We start from the raw sequence: 17,948 nt of genomic DNA on the forward strand, positions 1-17,948 counted from the left end.
CGCCGCCACGCTCCGGGGCCGTGCCGTTCACCCCATGGTGACGACGATCTTGCCGGTGGTGCGGCCGGTGTCGCCGAGGCGGTGCCCCTCGGCGATCCTCTCGAGAGGGACGGTCTCGGCGATCATCGGCCGCAGCCGGCCCTGCTCGACGAGCTCCGTGATGGCCTGCAGGTCGGCGCGGGAGGAGTCGACGAGCATCCGCACGGCCCGGACGCCGCGCCGCTCGGCCTCCCGGAAGAGGTCCTCGGAGCCGACGGGGAGGATCGAGACGAGGGTTCCTCCCGGCCGCAGGGTGCGCAGGGACCGGGTGGAGGTCTCGCCGCCGATCGTGTCCAGCACGACGTCGACGCCGTCGACGGCCTCGGCGACGTCCTGGCTGGTGTAGTCGATCGCCTCGTCGACGCCCAGCTCGCGCAGGACGTCGTGCTTCGGGGCGCTCGCGGTGCCGATCACGTGCGCGCCGCGGGCCTTCGCGATCTGCACGGCCACGTGCCCGACCCCGCCGGCGGCGGCGTGGATCAGCACGCGCTGCCCGGGCCCCAGATCGGCGTTCTCGACCAGGGCCTGCCAGGCCGTCAGCGACACCAGGGGCAGCGCCGCCGCCTGGATGTGGTCCAGGGCGGCGGGCTTCGTCGCGAAGACCCGGGCGGGGGCGGCGACGTACTCGGCGTGCGCTCCGTGGCCGTACGGGTAGGGGAGCATCCCGAACACCTCGTCCCCCGGCCGGAAGCGGGCCACCCCGATGCCGACGGCCTCCACGACGCCGGAGAGGTCCCAGCCCAGGACGAAGGGCGGGTCCCCGAGGAAGCCGCCGCCGACGCGGTGCTTCCAGTCGGTGGGGTTCAGGCTCGCCGCGCGCACGCGGACGAGGATCTCGTTGGGACGGGGCTCCGGGCGGGAGACCTCGGCGATCTCGAGGACCTCGGGGCCTCCGAGGGAGTGCTGCGTGACGGCTCGCATGGTGTGTGACGTGGTCATGTCCTCCACGATGCCGTCTCCGGAGCGCCGCCGACATGGCAAGAAGGTCATCCTTCGATATGATCGTGCCATGGTCGCTCCGGGGCAGGTCCAGCAGGTGGCGGTGCTCGCGCTCGACGGGGTCTACCCCTTCGAGCTCGGCATCCCCAGCCGCATCCTCGAGGCCGCCCCGGGGCTGTACGAGGTCTCGACGTGCAGCGCCGACGGCGGGCCCGTCCGCACCGCCTCGGACTTCGTCATCGACGTCCCGCACGGGCCCGAGCTCCTGGACAGCGCGGACATCGTGGTCATCGCCTCGATCACGCCGGCGGAGATCCCCGCCGAGCTGCCCGGGGCGCTCACCGGCGCCCTGGCACGCATCCGCGCCGAGGCGCGGATCGTCTCGATCTGCACGGGCGCGTTCATCCTGGCCGCGGCGGGGATGCTGGACGGCCGCCGGGCGACCACGCACTGGAACCTGGCCGACCTCTTCCGCCGCCGGTTCCCGCGGGTCAACCTCGACCCCGACGTGCTCTTCGTCGACGAGGGGCGGATCCTCACCTCCGCCGGGGCGGCCTCCGGTGTGGACGCGTGCCTCCATCTCGTGCGCACGGACCACGGCAGCGAGATCGCCGCCGCGGTCGCACGCCGCTGCGTCGTCCCGCCCTACCGCGACGGCGGGCAGGCGCAGTACATCGAGCAGCCGGTCCCGGATCCCGGGAGCGCCGGCACCGCCCCCGCGCGCAGCTGGGCCCTCGAGCACCTGCGCGAGCCCCTCGACCTGGCCGCCCTCGCCCGCCGGGCGGGGATGAGCCCGCGGACCTTCTCGCGCCGCTTCACCGCCGAGGTCGGCGTGAGCCCCGGGGCGTGGATCATCGGCCAGCGGGTGGCCCGTGCCCGGCATCTGCTCGAGAGCAGCGACCTGCAGATCGACCGGGTCGCCGAGGAGGTCGGCTTCGCCACCGGCACCTCGCTGCGCCGGCACTTCCATGCCGCGATGGCCGTCACGCCCTCGGCGTACCGCCGGACGTTCCAGCGCTCCCGATAGGGTCTTCCGGTGCCCCCTTCTCGCCGCTCCAGCACCCGCCGTCGCCGCAGGTCCTCGCCCCGCACCGGGGCCGGCGGCACGCAGCGGCCGCTGCCGTTCGTCGGCCCCGGCGAGCGCCTGTGGGTGCTCGACGTCCCCTACGGGACCCAGGTCGAGGGGGCGTCCTGGCATCCGGCGGTCTCGATGCACGTGTTCGTCGGCCGCGCGCTGCCCGCGCATCTGGCGCCCTACGCTCCCGGACCGCACACCCTGGGCCGGTTCCTCGAGAACACCCTCAACCCCGACAGCCCCGCCCCGACCCCGGAGCCGGCCGAGGATCTCGAGCCCCGGCAGAACCAGTTCGAGGCGGCCGATGCGATCGCCGCGCACGCCCAGGCCGGCGGGCGGCAGTTCCTGCTGGCCGATGAGCCCGGCGTCGGCAAGACGATCTCCGCCGTGCTCGGGGCCACGGCCGTCGGCTCCCTCCGCGCGGCGCAGCGGGTGCTGGTCGTCGCCGACCGGCCCGCGGCGATCACCATCGGGCACTGGTGCCGCACCATCACGGCGCTGGGCGACGGCGGCCTGACCTGGGTGGTGATCACCTGGGACCGTCTGAAGAAGGTCGTCGAGCACGACTGGGACGTGATCATCGCCGATGAGGCGCATGCGCTGCGCCGCACCACCACGAAACGGTGGAAGCTCTGGGCGACGGTCTCCGGCCATGGTCGCCCGCACGAGGAGGCGCCGTTCGTCATCGCGACGACCGCGACGCCCGGTCATACGCCGCTCGAGCTGCCCTACCTCGCCCCCGCCTACGCGCAGGCCCACGGGGAGCCGATGGCGCGCTGGACCTCCACGAAGCAGCCCGGGGCCGATTTCGCCTCCGCGCTGGAGCGCCACGGGATCTCGCTGGAACGGGGCCGGTACGGCGCGACGTGGACCACCGATGCGACCCGCCGGGCGGAGGATCTCGCGCGGGTGCGCGGCTGGCTCGAGGACCAGCGGCCGACGGCGATGCTGCACCGCGCGGCGCCGTGGGGGCCGGTGCCGATCTCGGGGATGCCGGTGACGCTGACGCCGTCCGAGCGTGCGGCGTACGAGGCGGAATGGGGCGAGTTCTGCCGTGACATGGACATCGCCCGGCGCGGCCGGAGCACTGCCAAGGGCCGGGCGGCGCTGCTGCGCTTCCGCCAGAAGGCCGGGCTGATCCGCGTGGACTCCACCGTCGCCTGGATCGCCCAGCAGGTCGAGGCCGAACGGCAGGTGGCGTGCTCGGTCGAGTTCGTCGCCACCGCCGCCGACCCCATCGCCGAGCGGCTGCGCGACCTGGGCCTCGAGGTCGCCACCATCTACGGTCAGGACCGCTTCGACGTCGAGGCCGAGCGGCTGCGGTTCCAGACCGGGCAGGCGAAGGTCTGCGTGTTCACCACGGTCGCCTCGATCAGCCTGCACGCCGGCGAGACCCTTCCCGGCGGACGGCAGGCCAGCACCGAGCCGCGGGTGGGCCTGTTCCATCAGGCCCGCTTCTCCGGTATCGCGGGCCGGCAGGTCACCGGGCGCACCCACCGCGACCATCAGGTCTCCCCCTGGCACATCGCCTATGCCGAGGGCACCGTCGAGGAGCAGGTCTCCAAGGCGATGGTGGAGCGGATCGCCGCGGCCTCCGACACCGTCGGCGGCGACACCGCCGGCCTCACCGACCTGGCCCGGCTGCTCGGGGCCGACTGGCTTCCGCCCGCCTCGCTGACCGAGGGCGGCGGGTGAAACGAGGCATCTGTGCCTCGGCTCTGCCGGGCCGGCCGTCGAGTCCCCTCGACCGCTCACGGGGCGCGCGCCCGCTATCGTGAAGCCGCCCGGCCCGCGACATGCCCATCTCCTGGAAGCAGGGAAACCCATGGCCCGTCAGACGCCCGTCCCGTATCTCGACCGCGACGACGACGGGCTGTCGCCCGCCACCAGCCACCCGGCCTATGTCGCCGTCGCCCCGGACTGGTTCTGGAGCGAGGACGATCCCCGCGCCCCGTTCGGCACCGACGACGGCCACGACACGCTGAGCACCCTGCACGAGCACTTCGCGCAGGGAGGGACGGACGCGCACGTGCCCGGCTGCATCGCGGCCCTCATCGTCGACTGGGGCCTGGTGCCCGAGGCCGTCTGGGACAGCTCGCAGGAGGAGATCGTCGCCTGGCTCGATGCCCACGCCGACAACGCCCGGTTCCTGCACGGCGAGATCGACGCCTACATCGCGGCCGCGTGCGGGCAGTTCAAGATCTCCGGCTGGATCCACCCGACGCTGCGCTTCTGGGCAGAACGCGCCCTCATGATGCTCGAGCACGTCCTGGCCCCCTGGGAGCTCGCCGCCTCCGCGGTCGATGAGGAGCAGCTCGCCGTCACGCGCGCGGTGATCGCCGCGGCCCCCGAGCCACCGAAGGCGATGCAGCTGGCCCAGTACCGCCTGTGAGGGCCCGGACGAGTTCGCGGCCGCTCCGGGGACGAATCCTCCCCCGCGGAACGCGCCGCGTCCTCGGCAGCAGCACCGGCTGGCGGCCCATGTCCGGGCCGCGCGGCCCGGTCCCGACCGGTGCCGTCCTGCCGGCGCCGGACCGACCGTACCCCTGCTGACGCCCGGGCCCCGCAGACTCACGCGAGTACCGTAGGCTCACCGCCCTCCCGTCGGCGGGGGGCGAACCGAACATGGGAGCCGCCATGCGTCCGCTGATCCTCCGACACAGCCTGTCCCTCGACGGGTACTCCGCGCCGCCCCCGGGGATGCGCGAGGACCTCTTCCCGGAGTACGACGAGGACGAGGAGTTCATCGCCCACATGGCCGCCCTCCTGGGCTCGGCCGGCGTCCACGCGATGGGCGCCCGCACCTACCGCGACATGGCCGGGCACTGGCCCTTCCAGGAAGGGCCCGAGGCCGAGGCGATGAACTCGATCCCCAAGGTCGTCTTCTCGCGCTCGCCCCTCGACACCCCGTGGGAGAGGACCACCGTCTGCTCCGGGGACCTGGCCACCGAGGTCGCCCGGCTGAAGGCCGAGGACGGCGGACCGATCCTCGCGCACGGCGGCGTGCGGCTCGCCCAGGCCCTGGTCCGCGCGGACCTCGTCGACGAGTACCACCTGCTGGTGGGCCCCTTCGCCTACGGCGGCGGCAGCCCGCTGTTCCGCGAGGTCACGCGGCTGAAGCTGATCGACGTGCGGACGTTCCCGAAGGGCAATCTCGCGCTGACGTACTCGCGTCCGGACGCGGCCTCGTCCTGAGGCGGCGCGCCCTGCGGACGGCCGCCTCAGGCCCAGGAGTCGATCTCGGCGTCAAGACGGGGCTCCCTCGCCACCCAGAAGGCACAGTTCGGAGCGTTTACGTCGAAGCTCCACGCCCGTGACCGTGCTCAGCTCGTCATCGCAGCCTACGAGAACGACGACGCCGCCCATCGATAGCAGCTCGCATCTCCGAAGACGACGATGGCGGGGTGGACCTCGACAGACTTTCGTCGTAGACCGTTGCACCCATGGTGGGGCTCCCACTAGGACCGGGGTCCCAGGCCTCGGGGGGCCGCGGTACATGAGGACTTCGGGCGAGGCCCGAAGACGGGACCCAAGTACATGTCGGACCCGGACACCTCGTTTATAGGTTGACGTCGGGGGCGCTGACCAACGCGCCTCCTCCAGATGAGAACAGGGGTATTCAATGTCGAAGAAGTCGATGCTCGGACGGCGCGCGCTTATCGCAGCGTGCATTACGGTGCCTGCAGTGGCAGCCACCGGCGGAGCAGCTCTCGCGGATCCGGCGAAGTCGACGCTTCCCGCGGGGCAGCGGCGTGGGGCGGTCGTCGACACAGACGATGACGGCACGAAGGTCTATGAGGTGCTCGATCAGAAGGGGGAAGTGGTCGGATACACGCTCGACGACGACAAGCTCCGAGAGCTGTCGGCAGCGGGGGCTGCGCTCGATAAGCAGACATCGTCCGGCGCGGATGGTGCGCTCCAGGCCCAGGCCGCATCAGTCTCGGAGGTCGCGCTGTGCGCGGCGGCGATCTCAGGGTTCGTCGTGATGACCGTCTTTCCGGCCGCACGCGTCGCGAAGCTGGCATGGCGGCTCGGCAAGCTCACGGCGAAGTATGGGCCGAAGCTGGTCGCGCGAATCTTCAAAGGGGCGCGCGGCATCGCTGGCCGGACCGTCGAGAAGGAGATCATCGAGATCGGCAAGGAGCTGACGGGGGTCGCGGCGCTGCAGGCCTGCGGCCTGTGAGTCTCAGTGCTCTACGCTGGTTTCGTCGTTCATGAAAGGAGATCCCCGTGAGCTCTCGTGGCAGCCAGCCGCGTCGCTTCCTCGATGAGGCTTCGGACGTGATCTTCCTCGGCTTCGTCATGTTCATCCTGGGCACTTGGGTGCTCGCTGGCGACGTGACGCTGGGATCCATCACCCTCGAGCAGAGCAACTTCTTCGGCGGCGTCGCCCTGGCTGCGGGACTCCTGCTCCTCGTCGGCGGCTCGATGAAGGCTGTTCGATCCCGCAGGAAGAAGCTGCAGCGACGGCAGTGAGCCAGGCGCGTGAGAGGCCCTTCGGAGCATCAGCACCGAAGGGCCTCTTGGTTCGCATCAACCAGGGCGACCCGCCGTTCACCTGATTTGAAGGCTGGTCTTGTCAAGCAGGCAGGGTAAAGCGGGGCATCCGTCCGTCGGCGGCGTTCCCATGACCGTCCTGGGCGTGTGGATGCTCGTCGGCGGGGTGAGCGTCGGCGCGATCGTCATCGAGCGCGACCTGTTCTTCGGAGGCGTCACCCTCGCCGCCGGCGCGCTGAACCTTCTCGCCGCCGTCATGATCACCGTCCGCGAGGTCACGCGAAGGCGGCAATAGCGCCAGCCCCCCGGGGCCCTGCGAAGCATCAACGGCGAAGAGCTCCTACAGGTGCGACAGCCGGCCGCGGGACAGCCGGATTCCCACGGCGACGAGGACAGCGGCGGCTGCGGCCAGGGCGAGGCCCGCCGCGGTGATCGCCGCGTCGAAAGCTCCATGCTGGCGCGCGCCCCAGTCCCCGGCGGTCAGGGCGCCGGTGAACAGCGCGTTCAGGAGGGGGCCCGCGAGGGCGAGTCCGACCGAGGCGCCGACCTGTCCCGCAGTGTCGGCGAGGGCCGCGCCGATGGTGGTGCGGTCCTCGGGGAGGCCGCGCATGACATTCGTGCCGGCAACGACGCTGACGATCCGCATGCCGGCGGCGACGAGCGCGAGGGAGAGGGCGATCCAGACGTAGCCGTGCGTGCCGAGCACCCCGTACAGGGCGAGGCCCACGACGATCCCGGCCGAGGAGTACCGGGCGGCCCTCGTCATCCCGGTGCGGGCGATCAGGGGGCGGATCAGCGTGCCGCCGGCGATGAGCACGATGACCTGCGGCAGCATGCCCAGGGCGGCCTGCCCGGGCGTCCACCCGTAAGCGAGCTGCAGATGCAGCGTGACCAGGTAGCCCAGCGCCCCGATCGCCAGGGACCCGGCCGCCTTGAACAGGAGTCCGCTCGCGACCAGCGGGCGGGCGATGAGGTGCAGGTCGATCATCGGATGCCGGGCGCGGCGCTCGCGGATCACGAACAGCGCTGCGGCGATCGCGGCACAGGCCAGGGCCGCCCACGGCCCGACGGACGCGGCGCCGGTCCCGGCGAACAGCGTCGGGACGAGCAGCACGGCGAGGACGGCGATCGTTCCCAGCAGGGCTCCGGCGACATCGATCGGAGCACGGCGGAGGTCCTCCGGAGCGTCGGCGGGGATCCCGCCGAGGATGCCGATGGCGGCGACGAGCGCGATGGGCACGTTGATCGCCAGCAGCGCCTGCCAGGGGGCGACGGCGAGGAGGAAGCCGCCGGCGATCGGGCCGACGGCCATGCCGACCAGCCCGACCGTGGCGATGACGTTCATCGCCCTCACGCGCTGCTCGTCGGTGCCGTAGCGGCGGAAGGCCAGCGCCATGGAGCCCGGCGCGGTCATCGCCGCGGCGAAGCCGGTGATGGCACGGATCGCGATCAGCTGCCAGACCGCGGTGACCAGCACTGCCGCCAGGCCGGCCACGGCCAGGATCCCCAGGCCGAGGACCATGGTGCGGCGCCTGCCGACGCGGTCGGCCAGCGCGCCGAGCGGGATCATGAACCCGCCGAGGACCAGCGCGTACGAGAGCGTGATCCACTGCAGGGCGATACCCGAGGCATGCAGGTCGCGGCCGATGGTCGGCAGGGCCACGGTGAGGATCGAGGTGTCGAGCATCTCGATCAGGAACACGGCCGACAGACCGGCCAACGGCAGCCAGGACGCGCGCACGGGCGTCCGCCGCGACGACGGGGAGGACAGGATGGGACGGGGCGAGGACATGACACTCCTTCAGTCCGATGAAGGAGTGACGGCACCCTGCGTGTCGTGTCTGCGCGGTGCACGGTGCCGAGCGACTAACTCGCACGACCCGGTGCACTTTTCTACCCCGATGCTCGCAGTCTAGGCCGCGCGGAGACGGACCGCCACGGCGATCCGGTCACACCATCGGGCTGCACGGGCGGCGAGATCCGTTGCCCCGCCGGCCGTGCGCGAAACACCGGATCCCGCTCACGACGTGAGCCGGATCAGCCCCGCCGTCGTCGACCGGAACCCGCATGCCCCCAGGGAGAAGTCGGCGAGGTGTCGATGATCTGCTCGTCATGCAGATGCGCGGAGTCCGGCGACACCGTGCCTCCGTTCGCGACGAGATGGATCTGCACTGGCGCAGCTCCGAGCAGGAGTGGAGGTCTCTCTTTCCGTGCCGTGATCAGGTGACACCGGCGATCAGCTGCGGCAGGAGGGCGCGGGTGGCCTCATCTGCGGGGAAGAATGACTCGATCGCGAGTTCGTCCATGGTGATGTCGCGTGGTGCCCCGAAGACGGTCACTGCATAGAAGAGGGACAGCTCGCCGAGCGGGGTACGCAGCCGCATGGGCACGACCAGTTCGTCAGCCTCGATGTCCTGGTCGGCGGCGGGCGGGATCGGATAGTGCTCGATCTCGGCGATCAGAGCCTTCAGGCCGGAATCGGCGGTGTGTTCGTACTGTCGCCTGGCTCGACGCAGAGCGTTGTCGCGCCAGCGTCCCGGGTCATCCAGCTGGCCGAGCATTCCGTCGGGGTGGAGCGTGGCGCGAAGCATATTCACCGGCGGGCCGGCGACGGTCGCGGGAAGGCTCGACAGCATGGAGGACATGGCCCGGTTCGAGGCCAGGACGTCCCAACGGGCATTGACCGCTACCGCCGGGTTCGGATCATGCCCATCGAGAACCGCCTGGATCGCAGCGCGTGCGAGCCCCAGCTCCGACCAGGGGTGTTCGGTGTGCTCGGGGGCAAGCCCTGCTGCGAGCAGCAGCGTGTTCCGATCGCGGAGCGGGACGTCCAGTTCATCGCAGAGCCGGGCGATCATGGCGCGGCTGGGAGCTGCCTTCCCCGTCTCGAGGTAGCTCAGATGCCGGGTGGACACGTCCGCAGCGACAGCGAGGTCGAGCTGCGAGCGGCGTCGCCGCATCCTCCATCGCCGAAGGAGTGCGCCGACAGGAGCATGGACAGTACTCATGCGGGCAGTCTCGCAGCACCTGGGTGGCCGATCCATGACCTCGGAGGTCATCGACACCGCGCAGCATCTCCAGCGACTCTGGGGGCATCCGAGCCGAAGGAGAAGACAATGATCCTGATCGAGATCTCGTGCCCTGCCGGGCACTTCAGCGAAGCGGACCGCAGCAGGATCGTCGAGCACATCTGGACCATCGCGCTCAGCGATGACCACGCGCCCGCCGAGACGATGCGCCGGGCCCGGCAGATGGCCCATCTGGGTTTTCGGGAGCTTACCGATTGGCACACCGGTGATGGTCCGGTCGACAGCAAGGTTGCGCCGCCCGTGATCGCCTCCGTGTCCGTGCCTCAGGCCTGGCAGGACGAGACCGCTCGCCACATGATCGGAGTGATCAAGGCCGCCGTCCGTCGCGTCGACAACGAGCACGGCTGGTCACGTGCACCCGGCTCTCTGTGGGTGCTGATCAACGGCATCGTCGACGGCAGCATCGGCATGGACGGAAAGTCGTCGACCGCCGACGAGGTCCTGCAAGCAATGGTCGCCGACTATCAGGAAGCCGTGAAAGAAGGCCGCAGCGAACCGGTTCCCGACGGGATGTTGGTCGACCCCATGTGCGGCATGCTGGTCCGTCCAGGACCACGCGCGATCACGCTCGAACACGACGGCGAGACCATCGGATTCTGCGCCGTCGCCTGCCGCGATGCCTACCGGGCCCAGCACGCGCTGGTCTGACCTGACCGGTTCCCCGGCACATAACGCCTCCACGTTGAAGCGGAACTCCACCGAGTTCCCGCGCGGAGAACCATCACTCGGGCCGACGAGATCGACCCGTCATCGCGCACTGCGGAAGTCACGAAACGGCCGATTCCGGAAACGGCGTGCGGCGGCGTCAGAGCTGCGGCTCGCCGCTCACTGATCGCGCCATCTCGAGCAGCTCGAACAGGTCGACATGGGTGCCGACGATCTGCTCGTCAAACAGATGTGCGTTGTCCGGCGGCACCGTGACTCCGCTCGCGATGAGGTGGATCTGCTCTGCCGGATCCGGCAGGTGGCGCAGCCCCGACACGATGAGGCGGGTGACGTTCGCCTGGTCGCGGCCGAGATACGCATACCCCCACGCGCGAGTCCCCACGACCTCGGAAGCCTCGGGCCGACGAGCGAAGGTGCGCTCGTACAGCTCGATATGCGGATACGCGTTCGGACCATCGACGACGTGGACATGCCCGACCACCCAGCGCCTGCGCACCCGGATCGCGAGGAGATCGCCACCGCGGGTGAACGTGATGGTCTCCCGCGTGGTCGGCTTCCTGGTGAGCGGGGCCGGTGAGGACCGCAGCAGCGCGATCATGTCGTCGGTTCGGCGCAGGAAGTCCTCCCCCAGCCACACAGCGTCGTTCAGCTCGTGGATTCCGTCGACGGCCAGCTCCGTGAGCTCAGGATCGGTCAATCCGACCTCGTGCAATGCCGTGGCCAGGGCGATCGCGACCTTGTAGGCATTCATCCGCTCGCTCTCGGAGGCATCCACGCCCGGGCGGGCCGCGTCGAGCGCGAAGTGCCACCGCTCCTTGATAGCGGGCACGACGTCAGCGTGCTGAGCGCCTTCCAGCCCCTGGTGCCGTGCCGAGTAGAAGCTCTTCTGCGCCAGGATCCGCACTTCGTCCCTCGCGGTCGGAGCCACCGCTCCCACCGCGAGCTTGTCGAGGATCTGCTGGTGGCGCACCCGGACAGCCTAGCCAGGGCCGTCGACGTGCACGCCGATCACGGCGCTCCTCCGACCGGACGACGGTGCACGTCTGCGCACCGCTGCCAGGCCGGCCTGAGAACCGACACGTCGTCTCCGTCACTCAGCGCACGGAGACATCGCACCTCCACGACCGGTTGGGCATGGACATCGTCGTCGTCCCAGCGAGAGGAGAACCAGATCTCACTGCTCGGGCTATTGTTGTCCCCGCAGACTGCTGGAATACGTTAGAGCGCGAACCTCCACTCGACCACGTCACGTAGCAGATGAGCATTTCACGGAATTGATCGTCCATGATCGTCGTTGGGGCTTGGAAGTCCTCGACAGCGCAAGTTTGACCGGCGCTGAAGCTCAGTGTGAATGTGCGGCCGCTCGGCGTCCAGGGCGGTACGCTGAGCGTCGTTGACGGGGCGAGGCATCCATCGGACCAGACTGCCGCCCGGAGACGCGTCAGGCCGTTGCGAGGCGCGCCAAGGCCCGAACCCCTGCCGTGAACTGGTCCAGCTGGAGACGAACATGGCCGTTCTGAAGTCCCTGGCCACTCACTCCCAGTTCGTGCAACTTAAGCCCCATGAGCTCGTCTGGCACGAGCCGCGGCCTGGTCCGGTTGATCCACGGCCAGCGGTCAGCAGCCTCCGGGTCATGCTCAGTCGTCCAGACGAGGTAGTCCTCAGGCCGGTACTCGGGGTCGTAGGCGACTTCGACGACCGCGTAGCAGTCGTGGGTGTCCTTGGCGCAGACTACGACCAGGTCTCCCGCGCGGAAGCCCGGCCTGCCCTTCTTGGGACTGGCGAACCATGAGTCTTCTCGCCATCCGTCCAGCGCCGGCTCGCCGTACTCCAACTTCAACCAGAGTCCACGGCCAGGGTCACGCGCGTCGGCAAGCAGCTGCTCGGCAAGCTGAAGAGCCGTCGTCGCGTCGAGGTCGTCGTGCTGCCCGGCGGGCTGCCGCGTGAGTCTCTCGGACTTCGCTAGGAGGCCGACCAGGTCGGATTCGGTGACGACGCAGGCGGGCCACGCCTCGATGGCGTGCCTCGCGTCCTGCGCGTCGTCGGGTGAGAGCTCGACGCCGAGTTCCCTATTCGGGGACGCTGAGCTGCCCAGGCCCGCGCCAGTCAGGTTCGCGGATCCGAGCATGGCACGCGTGCCGACCAAGAAGCACTTTGCGTGGACTCTCTCGGCGTGGAGTACTTCGACGCCGGCTTCGAGTAGTCGTCCGAGGCCCTTGACGGACAGGTAGCCGTTGGCGACGGCACTCGGGTCCAGGGTGGTCAGCAGCACGAACGAGTGCGGGCTGCCCTGGGCCGCAGCCGCGACCTGCGCGCACACGTCGTAGGCCAGGTAGGGACTGGTCAGCAGCACCGGTCCGTCGACACTCGCCAGGGCGGTGCGAAACCAGTCTCGAGCGCTCTCGATAACGCCCTGCGAATCAAGCATGGACCAATAGTAACCAAGAGTGACCCAGTCGCCCCTGCGACAGTCCGGACCGCGCAACCCGCACAAATCCGCGTGGCATTGTCTCAGGCCCCCCTGCGCACGAGGCGCCACTGAGCCGCGCCTCCAAGGTGCGATTCAACACTCTTCGCTCTGTTCAAACGCTGGAGGTGGTCCGGCCGATCTGGCCAAAGTGGGATAGCGGCAGTGGATAGTAGAAGCATGGAGGAACAGCACACAGCCACTGGTAGGCCCCCACGGCAGCCGAAGCCGGTGCCGCCCGATAGCTCGGCGACGACCTTTCCGGACCTGTTGCCATCGCGGGAGCGACTGGACGCGCTCCGGAGGCAGCACCCCGACGTCGCCAACCTGGCTCTCTCCGTGGCAGAGGGCCAGGTGTTTCCGACCGACCTTCTGGTCATTGCGATGATCCAGCGCAGCTACGGCGTCGTCGATGCCTTGATCGACGCGGTCGACTCCTACAACATCCACGCCGCTGCTCCGCTGCTCCGACTCCAACTCGACACACTCTTTCGCGCACACTACGCCGCCAGCGGCAACTCCGACGAGCTAGCCATGAGGTTACTGGAGGGAAAGGAGTTCCGGCGGATGAAGGACTCCGAGGGCAAGACCCTCAACGACGGACGACTGAAGGATCTAGCAGCGGCAGCGCATCCTTGGGCCCCGGAGGTCTATGACAAGACCTCTGGGTGGGTCCACTTCTCCCTCAGCCACATGCTCGCGACCGTGCAGGTCTCCGGCAAGTCCGAGCTCTTCATGGGCGTGCCCCTGCAACCTCACGTCATCCCAGAGTCACTCTGGCAAGAAGTCTACGGGGCTTCGATCCGGGCCACTGAGGAGCTCTTCTTGTACGTGCGCGGATGGGCGGAGCGCAAGGGAATGCCACCGGGAGAGTTTCGAGAGTTGCCGGACTGACGACCAGGGACATGCGACGGCGCTCCGGATACGTCGTCGAGGCGGACCCGCGAAGAACGCGCAAGAACTAAGTGCGGGCAGATGCCCCCGGCGGGCCCTATCCGTCGAAGACGGCACAGCACATGCCGTAGAACGGACGCAACGCCTCTTCCCCGTCCTTCGCGGCGAACGAGTGGACGGCGAAGCGGATGACGCCGCCCAACGGTGGCCGAAGCTGGCTTGGAACCGCTCGGTGAGGACGAGGCTCGGAAAATAATCAACAGCGAGCTCAAGAACCGCGTGGTGTTCCTCTTGACATCTACGGCGAAGGATTCGTGAGGGAAGGCGGAGTGGTCCGATCTCAGAAGGGTACAGGCTGACGCGCCCCCGTAGGCAATCTCGTGCTTTCATGCGTCTTCTGCACGGACGAATTCTGCTACCTCGTCGCGCATTCCCTACAGCGCCTCAGAGGTGTGCAGCATGACCTCGGCGTCGCGGGAGAAGCTCGCCCGGAACCGCGACATCCGCTCAAGGACCTCTTCTTCAGACAGCTGCGCGAGCCACGCCGCGATCTGATCAGCCCCCGGGGACCTGTCCATCTGGTCGAGCGTCTCGACGAACTCGATTCGGACGTACGCCACGCCGAGCCGCTGCAGGTGGCGCCACTTGTCGCGACAACCGATCGAGACAGCTCGAGCGTCAGACCCTTGTGCGACACTCGGCCCATGCAAATGAAGCGACTCGAGTTTGGTGACAGCCTCAGCGGCTTGCTGATCGACGGTGTCGATGGAACTCCCTACGTTGGGGCCACCATTCTGATGACGGAGGAGCGAGGGATAACGGTCGAGGTCCCCTACCTGCCTGATCCGAGCATCGAGCAGTTCAACCACGTGCTCACGTGGTTCCGGGACCAATCGCCGCCGCGCAACATGCTCTTCGCCACCCGAGATGGGACCATTTCGCTCTTTGACATCGCGTGGAGTGGGCAAACTGAGACGTGGGGCGGAAGTCGAACATCCGTTGGCACCCTACGGCCGATGGTCACAGCATTCGGCGTGCGTCCTGGTCCTCTCGAACCTCCGCTGGTCATAGAGGAACTTCGTAGCCGACTGGATGGCTTGAATGAGTGGTCGAGGCTGTCGTGTGTAGAGCAGAAGAACGGTCTCAATGAGGCCAACAAGGTCCGCACTGTCGAAATGCACATCCAGCAAAACGATGGACTGACATGGCGACAGGGCGAAGTGACGATGGCCATCCGAGCAGGATGGCGCTACGCGACCAACGAGGACGGCTACAACCGCCACATTTCCCTGCAGGACTACGCATTTGTTGAGAGTTCTTTTAACTCAGGCCCAATGTCCTTCTTGGATCATTTCGCCGAGCAGCGCAAGGTCGCAAACCTGATGGTCTTCCTGTTCGGCCTACCACTGTCTTTCCGGGAACACAACCTGCGCGATGAACTCTTCGCAACAAGCGCCAGTAAGCGCCCGGAGATCGAAGTTGTAAGCAGTTACAGCTACCGAGAGCGCCGCAATGAGGTCCCCACTACGAAGAAGCTCGGGCACCCCCTTGCACACATGACCCAGATTGGGTCTGAGGGACTCGAGACCTGGTCGGAGAACTACGAGACCTGGAAGCGATTCATCCTGCCTAGCGCCGGCGCTCTGGGAAATCCTGCGAACTTTATTGAGGATCTCATCGTCTCGACGTCGATGAGCATCGAGGCCGCCGGTGGAATTATCGGGGAGCGACCAGGGGAGCGAGAAACATGGAGCAGGGCCCGAAATCCGAAGCCGACTACGGCTACGCATGCCTTCCGTTGCCTTGACGTGCTCGACGCCCGTTGGCCGGATCCCATTGCTGACCGGGTCAGCCTCGCTCGGGCCGTAGCCAACAACTACAACGACGTGAAGCACTTCGATCGCGGCGACTTCCCCCAGCACGACGAGTCTCATGTGGTGAGCGAGGTAAATCAGATGATCGTTCGTCTCCTCGCTATCCGTCTGACGGGCAAGGAGAAAGAACTCCTCGCCCCCTACCGACGAGACGGCGGCTTCCACGAGATTCAGCAGATGCTGGACGCATACACACTCTCCCTGGATAAAGGCGGGAAGTGGAAGCGCAGCTCTGACAAGCAACTCTGAATTGCCCTCCATGCGGACCCAGCCCTTGGCCTTGGCCTCGGCCATGGAGCCGGCCTCGAGGAGCTGGTCGAAGGAGACGATCTCGGCCTTGATGAAGCCGCGCTCGAAGTCGGTGTGGATGACGCCTGCGGCCTGCGGGATGGTCCAGGCGCGGGACTCCTTGGGGCCGGCGGTGAGGTAGGTCTGCAGGCTCAGGGTGTCGAAGCCGACGCGGGCCAGCTTGTCCAGGCCGGACCCCTCCTGGCCGGTCGACTCGAGCATCTCCTTGGCCTCGTCCTCGTCGAGCTCGACGAGCTCGGACTCGAACTTGGCGTCCAGGAAGATCGCCTCGGCCGGGGCACCGGCCTCCCGCAGCTGCTGCTGCATGGCGGTATCGGCCAGGCCGTCTCAGATTGCTCAACTCCAGTCCGGTTAAGCCCCTATCGAGCATGCGGATCGACAAGCAAAGCTTTCGTCTCCCGCTGAGTGAGCTTCGCCCGCCGCTCAGCTTGCGTTAGCGCTTCGCGGAGCTCTCCGACACTTTCGATGGGCAAGTCCCAGCGCTCCTTATCGAGCACCCGCCCAATTCTTTCGTCGAACCGACGCACCGAACCGAGGGCCGCCTTTGCTTCGTACGTTGCTTGAAAATGCCGAGAAAAGAACTCTTCCCGAGACCGCTTTTCGATTGGAGCCATGTCGTCCGGAGATATTCCTGGATACCCCAGACCGAGAGGGCCAGTACGGGTCGCGACCCAGCGCTCTAAAGCCGCACGTGCCTCTCTTAGAAGTCGACGATCTTCACGTCGCTCCGCGACCCAACCTCCAGTAAGTTGCGTAAGGTATCCGCCGAGCAAAGCTCCGGCAAGTGCCGACACGGGTACTACAAGGCTTATCCAGTCCATGCCGCGATCATATCGGCCCGAACGCTTCTCAAGCCATCGAGTGGTCCACCACCTGCCACCCAGTCGAGCTCGCTGAACATCTATCGATGACGTCACCTAGGCTAGACCGACGGACGAGTGCATCTATACGTTGAATCGGAACTCCACCACGTCGCCATCGACCATGACGTACTCCTTGCCCTCCATGCGGACCCAGCCCTTGGCCTTGGCCTCGGCCATGGAGCTGGCCTCGAGGAGCTGGTCGAAGGAGACGATCTCGGCCTTGATGAAGCCGCGCTCGAAGTCGGTGTGGATGACGCCGGCGGCCTGCGGGGCGGTCGCGCCCTGCGGGATGGTCCAGGCGCGGGACTCCTTGGGGCCGGCGGTGAGGTAGGTCTGCAGGCCCAGGGTGTCGAAGCCGACGCGGGCCAGCTTGTCCAGACCCGACTCCTCCTGGCCGGTCGACTCGAGCATCTCCTTGGCCTCGTCCTCGTCGAGCTCGACGAGCTCGGACTCGAACTTGGCGTCCAGGAAGATCGCCTCGGCCGGGGCGACGGCCTCGCGCAGCTGCTGCTGCATGGCGGCGTCGGCCAGGCCGTCCTCGTCGGTGTTGAAGACGTAGATGAACTGCTTCGCGGTCATGAGCTGCAGCTCGCGCAGCTCGGCGACGTCGATGCCGGCGGCCTTCGCGCCCTGGAACAGGGTCTTCCCGGTCTCCAGCAGGGCGGTCGCGGCGTCCATGGCCTCGAGCACGGAAGCCTCGGTGAGCTTGCGCTTGACCTCCTTCTCCACGCGCGGGCGCGCGTTCTCGAGGGTCTGGAGGTCGGCGAGGATCAGCTCGGTGGCGATGGTGTCCATGTCCCCGGCGGGATCCTCGCTGCCGGCCACGCGCATCACGTCGGGGTCGGAGAAGGCGCGGGTGACCTGGCAGATCGCATCGGCCTCGCGGATGTTGGCGAGGAACTTGTTGCCCAGGCCCTCGCCCTCGCTGGCGCCCTTGACGATGCCGGCGATGTCCACGAAGGACACGGTCGCCGGGACCAGGCGCTCACTGCCGAAGATCTCCGCCAGCTGCCCCAGGCGCGCGTCCGGCAGCGGGACGACCCCCACGTTGGGGTCGATGGTCGCGAACGGGTAGTTCGCCGCGAGGACCTCGGCGCGGGTCAGGGCGTTGAAGAGGGTGGACTTGCCGACGTTGGGCAGTCCGACGATTCCGATAGTAAGAGCCACGGGACGCGATTCTACGGGGCCGATGCTCCCGCCGTCCCCCATGGACGGGGAGGCACTGCGCACGTTCCC

General features: G+C 68.2%; 17 protein-coding genes and 1 pseudogene. 10 read left to right on the forward strand and 8 right to left on the reverse strand.

What is annotated here, in order from left to right; translation table 11 throughout:
• Positions 1-27: 27 nt before the first annotated feature.
• Positions 28-978: an NADP-dependent oxidoreductase gene (locus ABD234_RS07960; RefSeq protein WP_344355035.1), complete on the reverse strand. Its 951-nt coding sequence runs from the start codon at positions 976-978 to the stop codon at positions 28-30.
• A gap of 70 nt (positions 979-1,048) precedes the next feature.
• Between ABD234_RS07960 and ABD234_RS07965 the strand changes: the two genes are divergently transcribed.
• From ABD234_RS07965 to ABD234_RS07995, 7 genes are all read left to right on the forward strand, one after another.
• Positions 1,049-2,005 (forward strand): GlxA family transcriptional regulator, encoded by a 957-nt coding sequence (locus ABD234_RS07965; protein ID WP_344355038.1) that lies wholly within the window; start codon positions 1,049-1,051, stop codon positions 2,003-2,005.
• Positions 2,006-2,014: 9 nt separating this feature from the next.
• A complete protein-coding gene (locus ABD234_RS07970) occupies positions 2,015-3,748 on the forward strand; it encodes a DEAD/DEAH box helicase (RefSeq protein WP_344355042.1) in 1,734 nt (577 codons plus the stop codon).
• Positions 3,749-3,878: 130 nt separating this feature from the next.
• Positions 3,879-4,445: a hypothetical protein gene (locus tag ABD234_RS07975; protein ID WP_344355045.1), complete on the forward strand. Its 567-nt coding sequence runs from the start codon at positions 3,879-3,881 to the stop codon at positions 4,443-4,445.
• Between the two features lie 245 nt (positions 4,446-4,690).
• Positions 4,691-5,248, forward strand: a complete 558-nt coding sequence (locus tag ABD234_RS07980; RefSeq protein ID WP_344355048.1) for a dihydrofolate reductase family protein — start codon at positions 4,691-4,693, stop codon at positions 5,246-5,248.
• Between the two features lie 427 nt (positions 5,249-5,675).
• The gene (locus ABD234_RS07985; protein WP_344355050.1) at positions 5,676-6,236 is read left to right on the forward strand and encodes a hypothetical protein; all 561 of its coding nucleotides are present in this window, start codon (positions 5,676-5,678) and stop codon (positions 6,234-6,236) included.
• 47 nt (positions 6,237-6,283) lie between these two features.
• Positions 6,284-6,529 (forward strand): hypothetical protein, encoded by a 246-nt coding sequence (locus tag ABD234_RS07990; protein WP_344355053.1) that lies wholly within the window; start codon positions 6,284-6,286, stop codon positions 6,527-6,529.
• 151 nt (positions 6,530-6,680) lie between these two features.
• A complete protein-coding gene (locus ABD234_RS07995; RefSeq protein ID WP_344355055.1) occupies positions 6,681-6,845 on the forward strand; it encodes a hypothetical protein in 165 nt (54 codons plus the stop codon).
• A 45-nt stretch (positions 6,846-6,890) separates the two neighbouring features.
• Here ABD234_RS07995 and ABD234_RS08000 read toward each other — a convergent pair whose 3' ends face one another.
• Both ABD234_RS08000 and ABD234_RS08005 read right to left on the reverse strand, forming a co-directional pair.
• Positions 6,891-8,342 (reverse strand): MFS transporter, encoded by a 1,452-nt coding sequence (locus ABD234_RS08000; RefSeq protein ID WP_344355058.1) that lies wholly within the window; start codon positions 8,340-8,342, stop codon positions 6,891-6,893.
• 427 nt (positions 8,343-8,769) lie between these two features.
• Positions 8,770-9,558 (reverse strand): helix-turn-helix domain-containing protein, encoded by a 789-nt coding sequence (locus tag ABD234_RS08005; RefSeq protein ID WP_344355060.1) that lies wholly within the window; start codon positions 9,556-9,558, stop codon positions 8,770-8,772.
• A 108-nt stretch (positions 9,559-9,666) separates the two neighbouring features.
• Here ABD234_RS08005 and ABD234_RS08010 point away from each other — a divergent pair, with 108 nt between their 5' ends.
• On the forward strand, positions 9,667-10,287 hold the full coding sequence (locus ABD234_RS08010) for a hypothetical protein (RefSeq protein WP_344355062.1): 621 nt from the start codon (positions 9,667-9,669) through the stop codon (positions 10,285-10,287).
• A gap of 157 nt (positions 10,288-10,444) precedes the next feature.
• On the opposite strand, the gene ABD234_RS08015 is transcribed toward ABD234_RS08010, so the two are convergent.
• Positions 10,445-11,275 (reverse strand): hypothetical protein, encoded by an 831-nt coding sequence (locus tag ABD234_RS08015; RefSeq protein WP_344355065.1) that lies wholly within the window; start codon positions 11,273-11,275, stop codon positions 10,445-10,447.
• Between the two features lie 471 nt (positions 11,276-11,746).
• On the reverse strand, positions 11,747-12,733 hold the full coding sequence (locus tag ABD234_RS08020) for a phospholipase D-like domain-containing protein (protein WP_344355068.1): 987 nt from the start codon (positions 12,731-12,733) through the stop codon (positions 11,747-11,749).
• A gap of 219 nt (positions 12,734-12,952) precedes the next feature.
• On the opposite strand from ABD234_RS08020, the gene ABD234_RS08025 reads away from it, so the two are divergent.
• Entirely contained in the window at positions 12,953-13,666 is a 714-nt protein-coding gene (locus ABD234_RS08025; protein WP_344355071.1) for a hypothetical protein, read from the forward strand.
• Positions 13,667-14,100: 434 nt separating this feature from the next.
• Here ABD234_RS08025 and ABD234_RS08030 read toward each other — a convergent pair whose 3' ends face one another.
• On the reverse strand, positions 14,101-14,535 hold the full coding sequence (locus ABD234_RS08030) for a hypothetical protein (RefSeq protein WP_344355074.1): 435 nt from the start codon (positions 14,533-14,535) through the stop codon (positions 14,101-14,103).
• On the opposite strand from ABD234_RS08030, the gene ABD234_RS19185 reads away from it, so the two are divergent.
• The gene (locus ABD234_RS19185) at positions 14,464-15,789 is read left to right on the forward strand and encodes an ApeA N-terminal domain 1-containing protein (RefSeq protein ID WP_486303385.1); all 1,326 of its coding nucleotides are present in this window, start codon (positions 14,464-14,466) and stop codon (positions 15,787-15,789) included. The two genes, ABD234_RS08030 and ABD234_RS19185, sit on opposite strands and share 72 nt — an antisense overlap.
• Here ABD234_RS19185 and ABD234_RS08035 read toward each other — a convergent pair.
• Positions 15,778-16,176: pseudogene (locus tag ABD234_RS08035) on the reverse strand (DUF933 domain-containing protein); the annotation flags it as partial. The gene ABD234_RS19185 and the pseudogene ABD234_RS08035 sit on opposite strands and share 12 nt — an antisense overlap.
• A 617-nt stretch (positions 16,177-16,793) precedes the next feature.
• Complete coding sequence (gene ychF, locus ABD234_RS08040; protein WP_344355077.1) at positions 16,794-17,879, reverse strand: redox-regulated ATPase YchF; 1,086 nt, start codon at positions 17,877-17,879, stop codon at positions 16,794-16,796.
• Positions 17,880-17,948 lie beyond the last annotated feature (69 nt).

Origin of the sequence: Brachybacterium phenoliresistens (assembly GCF_039530785.1) — a bacterium.
In the GTDB taxonomy this organism is placed as follows: Bacteria; Actinomycetota; Actinomycetes; order Actinomycetales; family Dermabacteraceae; genus Brachybacterium; species Brachybacterium phenoliresistens.

Bases quoted from the DNA above. Each gene is read 5' to 3' on its own strand.
- ABD234_RS07960 (WP_344355035.1), bottom strand. From the start codon at position 978: ATGACCACGTCACACACCATGCGAGCCGTCACGCAGCACTCCCTCGGA.
- ABD234_RS07965 (WP_344355038.1), top strand. From the start codon at position 1,049: ATGGTCGCTCCGGGGCAGGTCCAGCAGGTGGCGGTGCTCGCGCTCGAC.
- ABD234_RS07975 (WP_344355045.1), top strand. From the start codon at position 3,879: ATGGCCCGTCAGACGCCCGTCCCGTATCTCGACCGCGACGACGACGGG.
- ABD234_RS07980 (WP_344355048.1), top strand. From the start codon at position 4,691: ATGCGTCCGCTGATCCTCCGACACAGCCTGTCCCTCGACGGGTACTCC.
- ABD234_RS07985 (WP_344355050.1), top strand. From the start codon at position 5,676: ATGTCGAAGAAGTCGATGCTCGGACGGCGCGCGCTTATCGCAGCGTGC.
- ABD234_RS07995 (WP_344355055.1), top strand. From the start codon at position 6,681: ATGACCGTCCTGGGCGTGTGGATGCTCGTCGGCGGGGTGAGCGTCGGC.
- ABD234_RS08000 (WP_344355058.1), bottom strand. From the start codon at position 8,342: ATGTCCTCGCCCCGTCCCATCCTGTCCTCCCCGTCGTCGCGGCGGACG.
- ABD234_RS08005 (WP_344355060.1), bottom strand. From the start codon at position 9,558: ATGAGTACTGTCCATGCTCCTGTCGGCGCACTCCTTCGGCGATGGAGG.
- ABD234_RS08010 (WP_344355062.1), top strand. From the start codon at position 9,667: ATGATCCTGATCGAGATCTCGTGCCCTGCCGGGCACTTCAGCGAAGCG.
- ABD234_RS08020 (WP_344355068.1), bottom strand. From the start codon at position 12,733: ATGCTTGATTCGCAGGGCGTTATCGAGAGCGCTCGAGACTGGTTTCGC.
- ABD234_RS08025 (WP_344355071.1), top strand. From the start codon at position 12,953: ATGGAGGAACAGCACACAGCCACTGGTAGGCCCCCACGGCAGCCGAAG.
- ABD234_RS19185 (WP_486303385.1), top strand. From the start codon at position 14,464: ATGACGGAGGAGCGAGGGATAACGGTCGAGGTCCCCTACCTGCCTGAT.